Source organism: Shewanella sp. 8A, from assembly GCF_023475945.1.
Taxonomy (GTDB): Bacteria; Pseudomonadota; Gammaproteobacteria; order Enterobacterales; family Shewanellaceae; genus Shewanella; species Shewanella xiamenensis.
In genome coordinates, this window is record NZ_JAMDJP010000021.1 from 66,770 (window position 1) to 82,113 (window position 15,344).

A 15,344-nucleotide genomic window follows, 5' to 3' on the forward strand; every position below is an offset into this window, starting at 1 on the left:
ACTACTAAAGAGGTATGCGAAGTGCCGTAGCATATACAGACCGGCGGGCCTAACTGTAGCATATACTAATGTTGTCGCAAGTTTGTCATATACGCGTGAGTTGGTGTTATTGGGTACCGAGTACAATAAAAAAAACAAGTAAAGTTACTTTTTAGCAACAAAATGCCTGAGGGGATGTTGTTAAATATGTTTAAAATCAAAAATTTAATTGTTGTTGATGATCTATTATTTAGATATTGTATTAACTCAGCTAGCATAAGCATTAGTTCAATGCGATAGCCATGATCCTAGACCATAGTATTAGGGCGTATTGACGTTTTGAGTGTGAATTTTATTCGTTATGGCAAGCTTGTGCTTGCGAAACGAGGAATGATTATTGACGAGTAAAGCCGTCAATCAACGTGGGTTTAGCGCTTACACTCGCATTCGCGCAAACATGTCTGCTCAGTGCCTTAGGAAAGCCGAGTGGTTTACTTTAAAATCTAGCTGTATCTTTTAGCTCATGGGTTGAGTTTGATTTCGGTTTTTGGCTTAAATCGTTTAGAATCTTCGGCGCATTTTTCATGCATTATGCTGCGTTGGTAAGTGTTTCTCCTCCTTCTCGTTGCGGCCGGGTTCGCTAGATATAAATAAGGTAAGTATTGATGACTGAAGCCTATCAAAATCGCTTTGGTGGCATAGGCCGCTTGTACGGGCAAAAAGCGCTTGCGAAATTTGCAGCATCTCATGTCGTGGTAATTGGTATTGGTGGTGTGGGCACTTGGGCGGCTGAGGCATTGGCAAGGAGTGGTATTGGTCAAATTACCTTAATTGATTTAGATGATATCTGCGTGACCAATACTAACCGTCAAATTCATGCGCTTACCTCAACTATTGGCGATTCTAAGGTTGCAGTTATGGCCAAACGGATCCGCGAGATTAATCCTGATTGCCAAGTCAATGAAGTAGAAGATTTTATTACGGTCGACAATCTGGGTGACTATTTACTAGGTTCTCAGTCAGGCGGCAATATTGATTATGTTGTTGATTGTATTGATGCGGTTAAACAAAAAGCAGCGCTTATTGCTTGGTGCAAACGTCAAAAAATCAAGATAGTGACCGTAGGTGGTGCTGGTGGGCAAGTTGATCCAACACAGATCCAACTGACTGATTTGGCTAAGACCTATCAAGATCCGTTGCTTGCAAAAGTGCGTAATATTCTCCGCCGTGAATATAACTTCTCCAAAAATGTACAACGTCGTTTTGCTGTGGATGCCGTTTTTTCTAGTGAACAGCTCGTTTACCCTCAAGCTGATGGCTCGGTTTGTAGTACTAAAGCCACCGCCGATGGTAGCATGCGGATGGATTGTGCTTCGGGGTTTGGTGCTGTGACTATGGTCACTGGTACTTTTGGATTTGTGGCGGCGAGCCGTGTCCTTTCTCGGTTGGCACAATTAGCTAACGAATAATCCAATTTGTATGTTTTATTGTTCTAAATATTTTCAAATAGTGAACTCGTGGTGAGTGGTTATCTTAGGCGCATCGCATTGGTTAAGAGGAATGCGAATGTTAAATTGCGCGCCGCCAAGTGAAGAGTCTGCTTGATAGCTCATTGAACCTTTTAACAAGGTGACTGCATTAAAGGCAGCGGATAAACCTAATCCCGTGCCGCCTTTACTTCTATTGGTGGTAAAGAAAGGCTCGAACATATGTTCAGCGACTTCGGGGGGGATTGCGACGCCATTATTTTGGATGCTGATATTCACAAAGCCCTGCTCAATACTGGCGGAGATTTGTATCTGATTATCTTCTCGGTCTTGAAATGCATGGGTATAAGCGTTGGACAATATATTACTGACGATTTGGTTTAATAGACTCACATTAGTTTGAATATTTAAGTTGGGATCGACTTGTAGGTCGGTTTTTGCGTTGAGTTTAGGATGCATTATCAAGCTAGACGCTAAAATCTCTTTAAGCTGCCTTTGCAGATTGATGCACTGATGCTCTTCGTGGCTGCGGTCGATAGCAATAGTCTTGAATTTTTGAATTAGGCTGCTGGCTTTGGTGATATTACGAACTATAAGCTCACAGCTTTGTTGATACTCGTCCAAAATCGCATTGATTTCGTCGAGTGTCGCGTGCTCACTATGGATAAGCTCAATGAGTTCTTCTATATGATTTAATTGTGCGTTGGCCGCCGTTAAGCAAATACCAATGGGGGTATTAATTTCGTGCGCCACACCAGACACTAATCCTCCTAAGGCGGCCATTTTTTCCTGTTCAACTAACACCTGCTGTGCGCGCTTTAGAGCGGCTAAGGATTGCTCTAACTCTTGGGTTCGCTCTTTAACTTGTCTTGCTAGTTCTTCCTTATAACTACGTTCGAGTTTCAGTAAACGCTCTCTATCTTCTAATGCTGTTTGTAACTCTGCTTTAGAACTTTTCAGTGCTTCAAATGAGCTGCGAAGTTGCCCTTGCATGCTGTTAATCGCATCAGCAACTTGTTTAAACTCATCGATTTTCTCCTTACGTTCAAATTGAAGGGGTTCGAAGTCCGCGTCTAAGTTAATCCGTTTGCAGTATTTACTGAGTTTATCGAGATGTTTAGTGATGTTGTACCAGACTAAAAATAGAATAAATCCAGCGACTAAGAAGGTTTTTATGCCATTGGAGAGTAAAATAAGGATGGCTTTATCGTAAAGGCGGTCATAAATGGCATCCATGTCTACTTGTACTTCTAAAGTACCAACGTTGATATTGTCGGTCGGTGATTTATACACCAGAGGAAAGATTTTATTTAAAGTATGAGTTGGTTTTGGGGTTCCTCCGTTCCACGATTGACCACTATCATCTTTGATTGAAATGTAGTTAATATCAGGTAGTTGGATGAGACCATTTAGTTGGGTGTTAATCAGTCTTTCATCTATTACCCAAATACTTGCGGCTAATACATCCAGGTTAGCTTTCTCGATATTAGAAAATACCCGATCAATCCGACTAACATCGCCACGATAATCGCTAATGAGTTGGTAGGCTGTCGTCATTAGTGTGATTAAGGAGCTGAATAGCACAATTGACAAGGTGAGGTGCCTACCAATCGGGCTTTTTATAAATTGACTGAAGAATGTCAGCATCTTAAATAATCTTTATCTGATAGCAAGTTGGATGCTTATAAGCATAGACTCAAGCTTAAAAAATTTCGCATGTTATCCCAGTGAAAAATCCCTCAATATTGAATAAAGCAATGGCATCAAACTTGCTTGGTCTTGGCTAAGTTCAATTTTTTGTCACTGGGATAACACTATGATTAAACTCAAATTCGATTCAGTGAAGTTGTTTAACCCTAAGAAGGTAATGTTTCGGGTTATGCTGTGGCTAATGGTGAGTTGTGCAGTTTTATTGGCGATGCCGTCAAATATTCTTACTTTGCTGGCACTGGATAAGTTTGTACCCGAGCACGCACATTTTGTCGGGCTTGGACTTATTATCTCGATCGCGTATTTTTTAACTCAGTTATTGAACTTGGGATTAGATGAGTCGATTCGTCATTTAAGTGATAAGCGCATCACCGAGACCATTGAAGCAAAAGTTAATTTGCTGGATCGTGCAGAGCGAGCATTATTACGAGAATTCTTTTTGCAAGGAGCCACTATTTTGACATTGCCGCAAAACGAACCCGCGGTCAAAAGTTTGCTCAGTGCCTGTATCCTCGAATGTTTAGGTAATGAACGTCATTACGCAATCCAAGGGCCCACAGCAGACTATAAAATTTCGATGAAAGCACGTATCTACTTAAATCGGGGCGTTTTACGTTTACCTGCAGGGGAACCAAGTGAAGAAGAAATGCAACATCTGATTAAAGCGCGCCCGCAGTTTCTCAATGGCTTAGTACAAAACCGTAAACACGCAGCTTAAGTGTAGCGTTGGCTCTAACTCGAAATTACAGGCATAAAAAATGGGGGTTAATGGAACCCCCATAACAACGTGCAATTTTTACAAGCTACAATGAACAGAATAACAATTTGGAAGCAAAAACTACGATTGTTGCGCTGACTTCACGATAAACATCCAAGTGATATAAGAAATTATCCCTATAGTGCTAAAGATAACGATCATTGAAAGTAAACCAATTGGGTTACCGAACATTAAATCTAACCAAAATGCCATGATTGAAATCCTCTTTCTTGTGAAGTCATCCATACACTAGCGCTCTTACTGTCAGCAAATACTGATCCTGATCAATAAAAAATCGACGTCCTAAAACAATCTTGTAACCAAAGATTAACCCTGTGATCTACTTCAAATTTAGCGGGTGATGAAATTTTATCAAACTCAATCTTTTGGGCTTTGTTTCTTACTTCATTCGGGACTAGTCTTAAGAGTAGTAACTATTAAGTGATACCAAGAACAAGGTATTTGCTAATCCGTTTTAGCATTGATTGAAGTTAGACTGCATTTTTGAAGGAGCCAAAAATGGCTAGCACCACTGTTAAAAAGGGCACTATGGGATATGGTATTATTTTCGCTCCTATGGTCTTACTTTTATATCCCCTTTATTGTTTGCTTAGTAGCGCGCATTGGGTTGCAACCTTATGTTTAATCGCACTTGCCCTTATTCTATTTTTTAACATTAACAAACTTATCCGTAATCTGAGGCACCTCGAGCGTGCGGCTCATCACTTGGGTGACGGTGATTTGAGTTACCAGCTTGATGAGAAAGATGCGGGAGTGTTTCACACTGTCGTTCACAGCATCAATCGCATGGGCGAAGATGTGAGTCGTACTATTCTATCTCTAGTTGATACCAGCGAATGGATGAAGAAGGTCGCCACCGACATAAAGACGATTAGTGAGCAGGCAAAACAAGGCGTTTTGGAGCAAGAACGTCAAACCGAGCTTGCGGCAACGGCCATGACCCAGATGGTTTCAACCGTACAAGAAGTGTCACACAATGCGGCTAATACCGCGCAAGCCGCTGATATTGCGCAGACTTCAGCTAAACATGGTGATGAAGTCATGGGCGCTATTGTCAATAAAATCAGCGATATGACTTCGCAAATTCACCAAACAAAAGCAGTGATTGAACACCTTGCCGCCGATACGAATAGCATTAGCAGCATTATTGAGACTATCTCGCAAGTGGCCGAACAAACCAACTTATTGGCTCTTAATGCGGCGATTGAGAGTGCCCGAGCGGGTGAGCATGGCCGTGGATTTGCGGTTGTTGCCGATGAAGTCCGTAATTTGGCAAAACGTACCTCAGAGGCGACCGCCGAAATTCAACAGCAGATAACCGCATTACAAAAGGGCGCTCAACAAGGGGTTGAAGTGATGTTAAAAAACGTCACTATCGCCGATGAAACCGCCTTGATGGTAGAGAAAGCGCATCAATCTTTGGGTGAAATTGTCACTCACGTTGAAAGCATTACGGATATGTCTCATCAAATTGCCACTGCATCGGAAGAGCAGCATGCAGTTGCAGAGGAAATTAACAAAAATATCAACGCGATGACTGAATTAGCGTTGAAAAATGCACATCATACTAATCTAACCAATCTATCTAGTCTTAAGGTTTATAATATGTCTCAGGAGATTGGTTCACTGCTACATCGTTTCCATGTGGATAAGCAGCTATTTACCTCTAATCAAGCCCAAAGCCAACTATTTGTAAAATGGGGGCCAGAACTTGATATCGGTATGCCGGAGATTAACCGCCAGCATCAACGCTTAGTCTCTCTTGTTAACGAATTGCACCGTACCTTAAGCGAAGCCTATGGCCTCGAAGCGATTAAACGGATTGTTCAAGGACTTGTGGATTACACCGCGAATCATTTTTCCTATGAAGAAGAGTTGTTTGCTCGTTTTGGATACCCACAAACTATTGCCCATAAGGAGAAACATGCGCAGCTTGTTGGTCAAGTGCTTGATTTTCAAAAGCGGGTTGGTAGAGGTGAAGATGTGGCTGACGAGTTAATGGCATTCTTAAAATCTTGGTTGGTTAACCATATTCAAAAAAGTGACAAGGAATATACGCAGTTTTTACTTTCCCATGGCGCTGAGTAGATTAAGATGCTGTTTTAAGAGTCATCGAGCAATATGCAAGGTAAAATTAATAGACGCCGGATTTTTGAGCGGTTAAAACTAATTTGCCAACAAGGTCTTTAAAAGGGCTTGCCATTGTCTTTGGCAAAGGTATAATTCCCAGCACTTAAAGCCAGCTAGTTGTTTTTATTAGCTCTAAGTATTGATAATGCCAGAGTGGTGAAATCGGTAGACACAGCGGATTCAAAATCCGCCGCCCTTAAAAGCGTGACGGTTCGAGTCCGTCCTCTGGTACCATCCCTTTCAAAGGGACTCAAACCGACCTAGAGTCGGTTTTTTTGTGTCTTAAATTTGCTCCAAACATGCAACTTAGTGGGACTCGGCAATATCCATTTGTGTCATAGTCACGCCTTTGATTTGGGCATAGATAGCCTTTCCTGGAGCGAGTTGTAACTCGTCACAAGCCCATGGGGTGATGTTGGCCCACAGTTCTTCTTTGCCTAGTGCAATTTTTAGCTGAATTTGCTCGCCATTATCGCTGGGGTAGAGCTCTTTTATGTTTCCTCTTAGTAAGTTACGAATACTCGAGCCTTTAGGTTCTTCAGTGCAAACCGAAACATGGTTCGCTTGAATGCGTACCTTTAACTGTTTATGGGTGGGGGGCAATTGGCCGCTGACCCAGAGCTGATTGCCGTCATCCATCAACAGTCTGGTCATTGGATAATCAGGATGTCTGTCGGCGATTCTGGCGCTCAGCAGCGAACTTAATTCCTGCAATGGTACCCAGGGGCGCATTTGTTCACTATTCCATACCTGTGTTAGCGGTCCTTGGGCGATCATTTTTCCTTGATGTAACACCAACATATGGTCGGCAAGTTGTAGGATTTCATCCAAGCTGTGGCTCACATAGACGATTGGTAGCTTCAATTCCTGCGCTAGGGTTTGTAGGTAAGGCAGCAATTCGCGTTTTCGGGGTAAATCGAGGGAAGCTAAGGGCTCATCCATCAATAGCATTTGCGGCGAGGTGAGTAGGGCTCGGCCAATGGCGACCCGTTGTTTTTCACCGCCAGACAGTGTGCTGGGATAGCGGCTTAAGAGTTTTTCTATACCCAGTAGCGAGACAACTTTATCAAACAATTCAGGTGCTTTATGACGCATCCCATAGGTGAGATTGCCCTTCACACTGTAATGGGGAAATAATCTCGCTTCTTGAAAGACATAGCCAATTCGGCGTTTTTCAGGGGGCAGATTAACGGTTTTATGCTTGAACAATAGTGTATCGCCCAGGCTAATTTCGCCTTTGTCTGGCGTGGTTAATCCGCCGAGTAAATTCACTAAGGAGGTTTTGCCCGCTCCTGATCGGCCGAATACGGCTGTGACGCCCTGTAATGGTAAATGGGTGTACACCTTGAGTTGTAGTTGGCCGAGTTGTTTTTCAATATTGATGTTTAACATACGCTTGCCGTTCTTTTGAGGGCTTTTTTTGTGAGCCATTGGGAGGCGAGTAAGGAGGCCAGCGCTATCACTATCGAGATGATACACAGGCGCATTGCCTGATATTCCGCCCCCGGTGTTTCGATAAAGGAATACATGGCCAGCGGAATGGTGCGAGTTTCGCCGGGAATATTGGAGACGAAGGTAATTGTCGAGCCAAATTCCCCTAGGCTGCGGGCAAAGGCGATGATCATTCCCGACACTATTCCGGGCGAGGTGAGCGGCAGGGTGATGGTCAAAAATACCCGCCAGCGGCTGCTTCCCAAGGTGCGCGCCGCCTGTTCGAGGCGTATATCGACGGTTTCGAAGGATTGACGTATGGCTCTGACCATTAAAGGAAAGGAGACCACAGCGGCGGCGAGTGCCGCGCCGCGCCAGCTAAAGCTAAAACTTACGCCAAACCAGTTATAGAGCCATTGTCCGATTACGCCCTGACGCCCCATGCTGATGAGCAGCAGGTAACCGACCACCACGGGCGGTAACACCAGTGGGAGATGTAGGAGACTGTCGAAGACAGCCTTACCGGGGAACTCTACGCGCGCCAGCAACCAAGCGCATAAAATGCCTAAGGGTAAACTGGCGAGCACGGCAACCGCCGAGACTTTGAGGCTCAGCAGTAGCGCGGCGGTTTCGTATTCGCTGAGCAGTGGCCCGTTAAACAGCGAGCCACTTACTAAAACATCACTCAGCACTAGTTCACTCCAAAGCCATATTTTTCAAATACTGCTTTTGCACTTGAGCTTTGAAGGTATTGATTAAAGTTTTTAGCGCTGGCGGTTGATTCTTGCTTAGTTAAGGCGCTGGGATATTCAATCGGGCTATAGCTGGTGGCGGGGAAGGTTGCCACAATTTTAATCTTTTGTGCCACTTTGGCATCGGTCGAGTACACGATACCGAGCGGGGCTTCGCCCTGTTCCACTAATGCTAAAGCGGCGCGGACATTGTTTGCTCTCGCCAGCAGTGGCTCGGCGGTTTTCCAAAGATTCAGGTTTTCAAGCGCTTGCTTGGCGTATTGTCCGGCTGGGACATGATCAGGGTCGCCCACCGCTAAGCGGCTGCCATTGACCGCGGCCTTAATATCCCAATCGCTGTTTAGGGTGATTTGGTCTACTGGGCTATTCTTTTCGGCAATCAGCACTAAGGTATTTTTTAACAGGGTAATGCGGCTATTGGCATTGACCGCCTTGGCCTCGACGAGGTAATCCATCCATTTTTGGTTGGCGGAGATAAACAGATCGGCGGGCGCACCATTAGCGATTTGTTTGGCGAGTGTTGAGGAGGAGGCGAAGGAGAAAATCACTTTCGTTTGATGTTCCTTTTCGTACTGCTGGCCAATCTCATTAAGCGCATTCGTGAGGGATGCGGCGGCAAAAACCGTCACTTGTTCTTGGTCTGCGGCAAAGCTGATGCTGCAACTGAGGGCTAAGCCAACGACTGAGGCTGTGGTAAAGCGTAAAAAGTGTTTGAGCGAGCTCATGGTGTTCCTCCGTGATAAAAAGTGATCGTTATATACCAATCTATATATCGATCATTCAAGTCCCGATGCGTAAATTAGTGATCTCGGCTCGGTTTATTGGCGAAAACGCTAATACCTCGGCGGAGAATTCCGACCGTACGTATTGGTATCTCAAGATTGATCGGGGACAATAGCATTCACTTAAGCTAAGGCGCGCAGGAACATGGACTTACACGCACTATTGACATTGTCATTGGGGGATAAACCCTTCGCCAATCCTCGGCGGATAGCTTTGCTACGCCAAGTGGCTAATACTGGGTCTATCAGCCAGGGCGCTAAGTTGGCGGGGATCAGCTATAAGGCCGCGTGGGATGCAATAAACGAGATGAACACCACTATGCCCGAGCCCGTCGTCAGCAGTGAAAAGGGTGGTAAGGGCGGTGGTGGCGCCAAACTTACCGAGTTTGGTGAGCGTTTACTTAAGGTGTATTCCATCACCTCGCAGGTGCAGGAAATGGCGCTGTCGGCGTTGCTTGATGATTCGGTCGATATGCACAGTTTGTTAGATGTGATGGCGCATTTCTCCCTTAAAACCAGTGCTCGCAACCAATTAACGGGGCGTATCCACAGCATTGAGCCACTCGGTTTGAATGACAGCCTGAAGGTGACATTGGCGGGGGGGCAACAGATCCAAATCTCAGTGACCCATGCCAGTTTTGAGCGTCTGCAGTTAGCTTTGGACCAATCGATTCTATTGTTGTTTAAGGCACCCGCGGTGACGGCCAATCGTTATGCCTGCCAGAGCGCTGGGCAAAATTGTGTCAGTGGGCACTTACTGAGTGTGACTGAACTGGCCGATAAGGCTGAACTAGCCATAGAAATTGGTGGCAAAGAGATTATCTATTCGGTGATGCCACTGGCCGATATTCAAACGCTCAACGTAGGCGAGCCATGCTTTGCCTGCTTTGATGCCACACAAGTGATTGTTGCCAGTATGAATTAAGGCATTAAGCTAAGATGCTAGGCATCCCGTGGTAAGCCTTTTTGGATGACCCTAACCAGTCGCTCCGTTTTACGGTTATTGGTTTGTGAGCCGCCCGCACGTTGCCGCACTAGGGCCCAATCGATATGTTCTTTCACCATTTCATCGACATCTGCTTGGGCTTTACGTTGTTTAAGGGCGGCGATGATTTGCGGCGAACTCGGCGCATTGCCTAGGGCGACGGCGATATTGCGTAGCCAGCGCTGATGACCAATACGGCGAATGGCGCTGCCTTCGGTCTGTTTAAGAAACTCGGTTTCGCTCCACGCAAACAAGGTGAGCAGTTCAGGCTGCTTGAGTTTAGGTCGAATGTGGAAATCACTCTCCTGAGTCAGCGGCGCCTCGCGATTGACCGGACACACCAACTGACAATCGTCACAACCGTAAATGCGATTTCCCATTAAGGGGCGAAACTCCTCGGGAATGGCACCCTGTAATTCGATTGTGAGATAAGAAATACAGCGCCGTGCATCCACGGTATAAGGCTCGACTATGGCGCCTGTCGGGCAGGAGGTGATGCAGGCCACGCAGGTGTTGCAGTCTTCTTGGATCGGAATGTCTACGGGTAAGGGCAGGTTGATCAGTAATTCCCCGAGGAAGAACCAACTGCCAGCATCGTGATTAAGGATAAGTGAGTGCTTACCTGTCCAACCTATGCCAGCTTTTTCGGCGAGTGGGCGTTCTAGCACTGGGGCCGAATCGACAAAGGGCCTGAAGTCGGCGGCATCAAACCCCAAGGCGACAAGCTCGCTACTGATTTGATCGCCCAGCTTTTTTAAGCGGGCACGGATAAGTTTGTGGTAATCCCTACCGCCTGCGTAACGCGAGATATAGCCCATATTCGGCGAGGCTAAGTTAGTGGCAAACCCCGCCTCTGGCGGCAAATAATCCATCCGAGCAGAAATCACTCGAACTGTGCCAGGGTGCAACTCGTGGGGGCGGGCACGCATCATGCCATGGGTGGCCATGTAGGCCATTTCTCCTTGATATCCTTTATCTAACCACGCTTCCAACTTAGCTTCTTCCGCGGTTAAATCGGTGTCACAAATCCCTATTTGGGCAAAACCGAGCGCCTTTCCCCAGTTTTTAATTTGTAAAGCGAGGCGGGATAGGGTGGCTGCATCGGGAATATTGGCGGGAGAGGTTGCTGTGGTTGACATGGAAGCTGCGTTGAACTTAATAAGATTGCTCTATGATAGCAGTTTTAAGCCGCTACGGACGAGTTTAGTGTTTCGGGGATTTAAGCCAAACAGCAATTGTTACTTTCTTCTGTGCGTAAATTAGATCTATGATTAAGATTAACCTCCCCTTCGGCCTTGCCTATGTTATCCGCCATTTCCAAGTACTGCTATCGATTGTTATTAGGTGTGAGCTTAGGTTATTCAGGGCTAAGCTTTGCGGTAGCCGCTCCAGTGCGTTTAGTCACAGAAGCTTGGCCGCCTATGAGTTTTGAGCAAGATGGTGTACCCACTGGTTTTGGGGTGGAACTGGTGAATATGCTGCAAGCTCGCCTTGGACAGCAAGAAAAGATTGAAGTATTGCCTTGGGCGCGGGCGTATTCGATCGCGAGTACAACGGCAAATGTGCTGCTGTTTGCGACATCTATTAGCGATGAGCGGGAAGCCAATTTTGATTTTATTGGTCCCATCGCGATTAGCAACATTACTCTTTACACCAGAGCGGACGATCCTATCAGCATCAATCACTTGTTGGATGTGAATACGGCGGGAATTGTTGGTGTGTATCGAGAGTCTGTGGGGGCACAACTGTTGCAACAGCAGGGAGTTAATGCCCTCTTAGTGGCAAGTTTTCCACAGCAATCGGCTAAACAGCTGTTGTTTTCGCGGATACGATTCTGGTGTCAGGCTGATCTGGCGGTAAAGCATATACTTGAAGATGTTGGGGCGAAGGAATCGGCTATTAAACCTGTTTATATTATCGCTGAAATCCATCTTTATCTTGCTTTCTCGAAGGGGACACCAGCCGAGACTGTGCAGCGTTGGCAAGTTGAGTTAGAAAAGCTAAAAGAGTCAGGGGAGTTTGCAAAGGTCTATCAAAAATGGTTTGGCGCACTGCAGCCCCCCCTCGAAAATCAGATTTTTTGGCGTAAAAATAATTCAGCTAGCAGGTAAGTTCCGCAGCTTTAACACAGTTTCTTCCGGCATTTTTGGCTTCGTACAGCGCGCTATCTGCCCGTTTCAGTAAACGGGCAAAGCTTTCATCTTGAGGCTTTGTCTCTGGACATAAGGTGGCAACTCCTGCACTGACGGTCAGTTTTAACTCTTCCGGTAAATTAATGGTGCCGTAACGGCTGATTAAGCTTTGTAATTCATGGGCCAGCTCCCAAACGCGTTCAGCGCTGGTATTGGGTAATAAGATCAAAAACTCCTCACCGCCGATCCTGCCGACTTGATTGCGGTCCGCGGCAAATTCTTTGCAGGCCTGGGCTATGGTTAAAAGTGCTTGGTCGCCAATTTCGTGGCCGAAGTTATCGTTGATTTTTTTAAAATGATCGGCATCGAAGATGATGATCGAAAAAGGCATTTGCTGTTTAATCGCTTGCTGAAAATACTGTTCTGCTTGGGCATATATATGCCTGCGATTAGGCAATTGGGTGAGATAATCGGTTAAGGCGATGGTTTGTAGTTGGCGGTTTCTGTGCACTTGCTTATAGGCAAATAGCGACACTATGCCCAAAATACAGCCCGTCAACAGCAGAATGATAAGCTGTAGTGACTTATTTTTTTCGAGCAAGGCTAATTCTTGCTCTTTTAATTTTTGATTATCAATCAATCGCTTGTTTTCAGACTCGATCCTACTGGTATCAAATTTTACTTTTAATTCAGTTGTCTGGTGAGCCGTGGAGTTGTTATCAACTTTCTTTGTTAGATCAACAAATTGCTGCAGAGTATAGTAGGCTTGCTGTAAGTCCCCCATCGCAGCATAGATATCACTCTTGAGTTGTAACAGTTGAATAAGACCACGGTCATTATGCATGGTCCGAAAAGCATTTTCGGCTGAGGCTAGTTCAGTTAGCGCCTCTGGGTAAAGAGCTTGTTGAGAAAGGATTTTTGCCATAAAAAGCTTCATAAAACTATAAGCTCCGGGCTCTTTCTCTGTAATGTCGAGTGCAGCCTCCTTTAAATAGTTTTCCGCTTCCTGTAACCGGTTTAATTGAATAAGACTGTAGGCAATATTCGTTGCATTTATTGCAGCCACAAGCTTGTACTTGTGGTCTTTAAAGTATTGGTAACTAAAGCGAAAGTTCTCTATTGCTTGCTCATGCTCCCCTATTTCATCTAGGGCGAGTCCAATATCTGAAGTTACACCAGCAACTTGATCCATATTGCCATTTTTTAAATATAACTCTTTGAGTTTTTGATAGTATTTTATTGCGCTTTCAGGGTCGCCATAGCGTCTAAAGCTGGTGGCAATATCGGTCAAGTTTATATTGGCCCAGCCTGTGAGATTTAATGATTCATAAAGCCCTTGTGCGGTGACAAGATCGTCTAATGCCTCTGAAAAGTCACCAATATAGGAGTGTAGTGCTCCACGAAGACTGCGGGCATCGGCAATGAGTTTTATATCTTCATGCGCGTATGCGCTTTTCACGCCTTTATTATAACCTTCCATAGCTCCACTAATATCACCACTTAGCTGTAAAAACCAAGCATGGCAAAGGGTTATATCGGTAATAAAATGGGCCGAAGCGGTAGATGGAATATGTGAGAGCATTTGCTCGGCATAATTAAGCGCGTTAGTTATTTGGCCTTCATCATCTGAAGGTTGGCTCCAGCACTTGATTTGGTTCAGTTTTTCAATACGTTCTATATCATCACTTGAGATGTACTGCTCTAGTAAAGCAATATTTTTCTCGATGGCTTCACGGGACATTGTCTCGCCGCTATCAAATAATTTGAATATTTGTTCGACCTGTGGCGGCTCTTCAGCTAAAGCTAGGTATGCTTGCCCGGTGAAGAGGAGTAGTGCTATGGCAAAGAATCGTCGGCAATATCGCAAGAGATAGATTTCCTGTTCACTTTGAAACAGATAGCTAACTATTATCCTAACATAAGTTTTTCACTAATTGTTTACATTGTGTATTGGCAATTTTTGCATTCATTCCGCTATCAAGGTATAAACGTCGCCTTGGATCTCACCCAATAAGGAAAACCCTTGAAAAAATTACTCTGTGCCGCACTGTTACTGTTCTCGGGAGCGAGTTGGGCAAACTCGGATGATATCGAGACCTCGGGCGATGTGGTTCATTTACTCCTGCCGGCGACGGCTTTGGGCGCGACCCTATTCTATGAAGAGGGGAATGAAGGCTCGTGGCAATTACTTAAAGCAGCAGTCTCGAGCCGAGTCATAGTCGAAGGGCTTAAGCTGGGTGTCAATAAGGATAGACCCGATGGCAGTGGTGATGATTCTTTCCCATCCGGGCACACCTCGGATAGTTTTATGGCAGCCACGTTTATTCAGCAGCGTTATGGCTGGCAATATGGTCTGCCTGCGTATCTTGCTGCGACTTATGTGGGTTATACCCGAGTCGAGAGCGATAAGCACTATTTAGAAGATGTCCTCGCCGGCGCTGCCATTGGCGCACTGGCGGGTTGGTATTTTACTGAGCCCTATAAAGGGATCACTGTGACACCTTTAGCCCACAATGGGGTTTATGGTTTGTATATTAGCGGCCAATTTTAAGCCGCTTAAGTTAAGAGAGAAATTATGGCTGAAGTATCAGTTGAGTATCGCGAAACTGCCGAGCGCATTTCTTACAATGTTGCCAATAAAGTGTTACCTATGGCGAAATTGCCCGAGAGCCTATTAGCGGCCTATCAAGGTTTATGTGCCGAGCTGTTAGAAGACAGAGAAACTAAATTTAGCCAAGCGTGGGATGCGTTACCCGCCAGTGCGCGTAATTTAATGCCACAGGCTGAATTCCATGGTTTTTATATCGCTAATGCTTGGTTGCAACTCAGCCGTGTTGCACAGGAGATTTCTGAGCAGGCGGATACGGATGAAGCGATTAACGAGAAGGAATACAACGGGATATTTACCCGTTTGGCCGATGAGTCGCTCAAGGAAAGCCTGCGTAAGTTGAAAAAAGCCCGCACCGATCGTTCTATGCTCAATAGCTTTAAACAGGTGATGGCGCCTTAAGCTGTGAGTTTGACCCAATAAAAAGCCCGTCGATTGACGGGCTTTTTATTGGAATAATGTCTCGTCCTGAAATACGTTGACATAAAGAGGACTTCTTTATGACAACATCAATTAACTCAAGCCGTAAGCGCACACAACGAGATTACACCTTAGCCTTTAAATTAGGCG

At 45.3% G+C, this 15,344-nt stretch carries 14 protein-coding genes, 1 tRNA gene and 1 pseudogene; 9 read left to right on the top strand and 7 right to left on the bottom strand.

Annotated features, from left to right (window positions below; genetic code table 11):
* Window positions 1–644: 644 nt before the first annotated feature.
* Complete coding sequence (gene tcdA / locus M0413_RS15905) at window positions 645–1,448, top strand: tRNA cyclic N6-threonylcarbamoyladenosine(37) synthase TcdA (protein ID WP_047539345.1); 804 nt, start codon at window positions 645–647, stop codon at window positions 1,446–1,448.
* A gap of 33 nt (window positions 1,449–1,481) precedes the next feature.
* On the opposite strand, the gene M0413_RS15910 is transcribed toward tcdA, so the two are convergent.
* Window positions 1,482–3,113 (bottom strand): sensor histidine kinase, encoded by a 1,632-nt coding sequence (locus M0413_RS15910; protein WP_249554871.1) that lies wholly within the window; start codon window positions 3,111–3,113, stop codon window positions 1,482–1,484.
* Window positions 3,114–3,282: 169 nt separating this feature from the next.
* On the opposite strand from M0413_RS15910, the gene M0413_RS15915 reads away from it, so the two are divergent.
* Window positions 3,283–3,894, top strand: coding sequence for a superinfection exclusion B family protein (locus M0413_RS15915; protein ID WP_047540754.1), 612 nt, complete (start codon window positions 3,283–3,285; stop codon window positions 3,892–3,894).
* A 120-nt stretch (window positions 3,895–4,014) separates the two neighbouring features.
* On the opposite strand, the gene M0413_RS15920 is transcribed toward M0413_RS15915, so the two are convergent.
* Window positions 4,015–4,146, bottom strand: a complete 132-nt coding sequence (locus tag M0413_RS15920) for a DUF3149 domain-containing protein (RefSeq protein ID WP_011715898.1) — start codon at window positions 4,144–4,146, stop codon at window positions 4,015–4,017.
* Between the two features lie 306 nt (window positions 4,147–4,452).
* On the opposite strand from M0413_RS15920, the gene M0413_RS15925 reads away from it, so the two are divergent.
* Together M0413_RS15925 and M0413_RS15930 are read left to right on the top strand one after the other, a co-directional pair.
* Window positions 4,453–6,042, top strand: coding sequence for a bacteriohemerythrin (locus M0413_RS15925; RefSeq protein WP_047539348.1), 1,590 nt, complete (start codon window positions 4,453–4,455; stop codon window positions 6,040–6,042).
* Between the two features lie 189 nt (window positions 6,043–6,231).
* Window positions 6,232–6,318 (top strand) — tRNA-Leu (locus tag M0413_RS15930).
* A 72-nt stretch (window positions 6,319–6,390) separates the two neighbouring features.
* Here M0413_RS15930 and modC read toward each other — a convergent pair.
* From modC to modA, 3 genes are read right to left on the bottom strand one after another with little or no spacing between them, the layout of a single operon-like run.
* Entirely contained in the window at window positions 6,391–7,476 is a 1,086-nt protein-coding gene (modC, locus tag M0413_RS15935; protein ID WP_047539378.1) for a molybdenum ABC transporter ATP-binding protein ModC, read from the bottom strand.
* Complete coding sequence (gene modB, locus M0413_RS15940; protein ID WP_144374920.1) at window positions 7,470–8,207, bottom strand: molybdate ABC transporter permease subunit; 738 nt, start codon at window positions 8,205–8,207, stop codon at window positions 7,470–7,472. The genes modC and modB overlap by 7 nt, the downstream gene beginning before the upstream one ends.
* Window positions 8,207–8,992 carry a molybdate ABC transporter substrate-binding protein gene (gene modA, locus M0413_RS15945; RefSeq protein WP_144374921.1) on the bottom strand — a complete coding sequence of 262 codons (786 nt, stop codon included), beginning with the start codon at window positions 8,990–8,992 and terminating at the stop codon, window positions 8,207–8,209. Before modA ends, modB begins: the two co-directional genes overlap by 1 nt.
* 202 nt (window positions 8,993–9,194) lie before the next feature.
* Here modA and M0413_RS15950 point away from each other — a divergent pair, with 202 nt between their 5' ends.
* Window positions 9,195–9,974 (top strand): TOBE domain-containing protein, encoded by a 780-nt coding sequence (locus M0413_RS15950; RefSeq protein WP_069454286.1) that lies wholly within the window; start codon window positions 9,195–9,197, stop codon window positions 9,972–9,974.
* Window positions 9,975–9,991: 17 nt separating this feature from the next.
* Here M0413_RS15950 and queG read toward each other — a convergent pair whose 3' ends face one another.
* A complete protein-coding gene (gene queG / locus M0413_RS15955; RefSeq protein ID WP_069454287.1) occupies window positions 9,992–11,173 on the bottom strand; it encodes a tRNA epoxyqueuosine(34) reductase QueG in 1,182 nt (393 codons plus the stop codon).
* A gap of 162 nt (window positions 11,174–11,335) precedes the next feature.
* On the opposite strand from queG, the gene M0413_RS15960 reads away from it, so the two are divergent.
* Window positions 11,336–12,145 (top strand): substrate-binding periplasmic protein, encoded by an 810-nt coding sequence (locus M0413_RS15960; protein ID WP_144374923.1) that lies wholly within the window; start codon window positions 11,336–11,338, stop codon window positions 12,143–12,145.
* On the opposite strand, the gene M0413_RS15965 is transcribed toward M0413_RS15960, so the two are convergent.
* Entirely contained in the window at window positions 12,135–14,075 is a 1,941-nt protein-coding gene (locus M0413_RS15965) for a GGDEF domain-containing protein (protein ID WP_249554873.1), read from the bottom strand. The genes M0413_RS15960 and M0413_RS15965 overlap by 11 nt on opposite strands.
* A 114-nt stretch (window positions 14,076–14,189) precedes the next feature.
* Between M0413_RS15965 and M0413_RS15970 the strand changes: the two genes are divergently transcribed.
* From M0413_RS15970 to M0413_RS15980, 3 genes and pseudogenes are all read left to right on the top strand, one after another.
* Entirely contained in the window at window positions 14,190–14,717 is a 528-nt protein-coding gene (locus tag M0413_RS15970) for a phosphatase PAP2 family protein (RefSeq protein WP_144374925.1), read from the top strand.
* 24 nt (window positions 14,718–14,741) lie between these two features.
* Entirely contained in the window at window positions 14,742–15,176 is a 435-nt protein-coding gene (locus M0413_RS15975) for a DUF3069 domain-containing protein (RefSeq protein ID WP_037422197.1), read from the top strand.
* Between the two features lie 98 nt (window positions 15,177–15,274).
* Window positions 15,275–15,344, top strand: a pseudogene (locus M0413_RS15980) (valyl-tRNA synthetase); the annotation flags it as partial.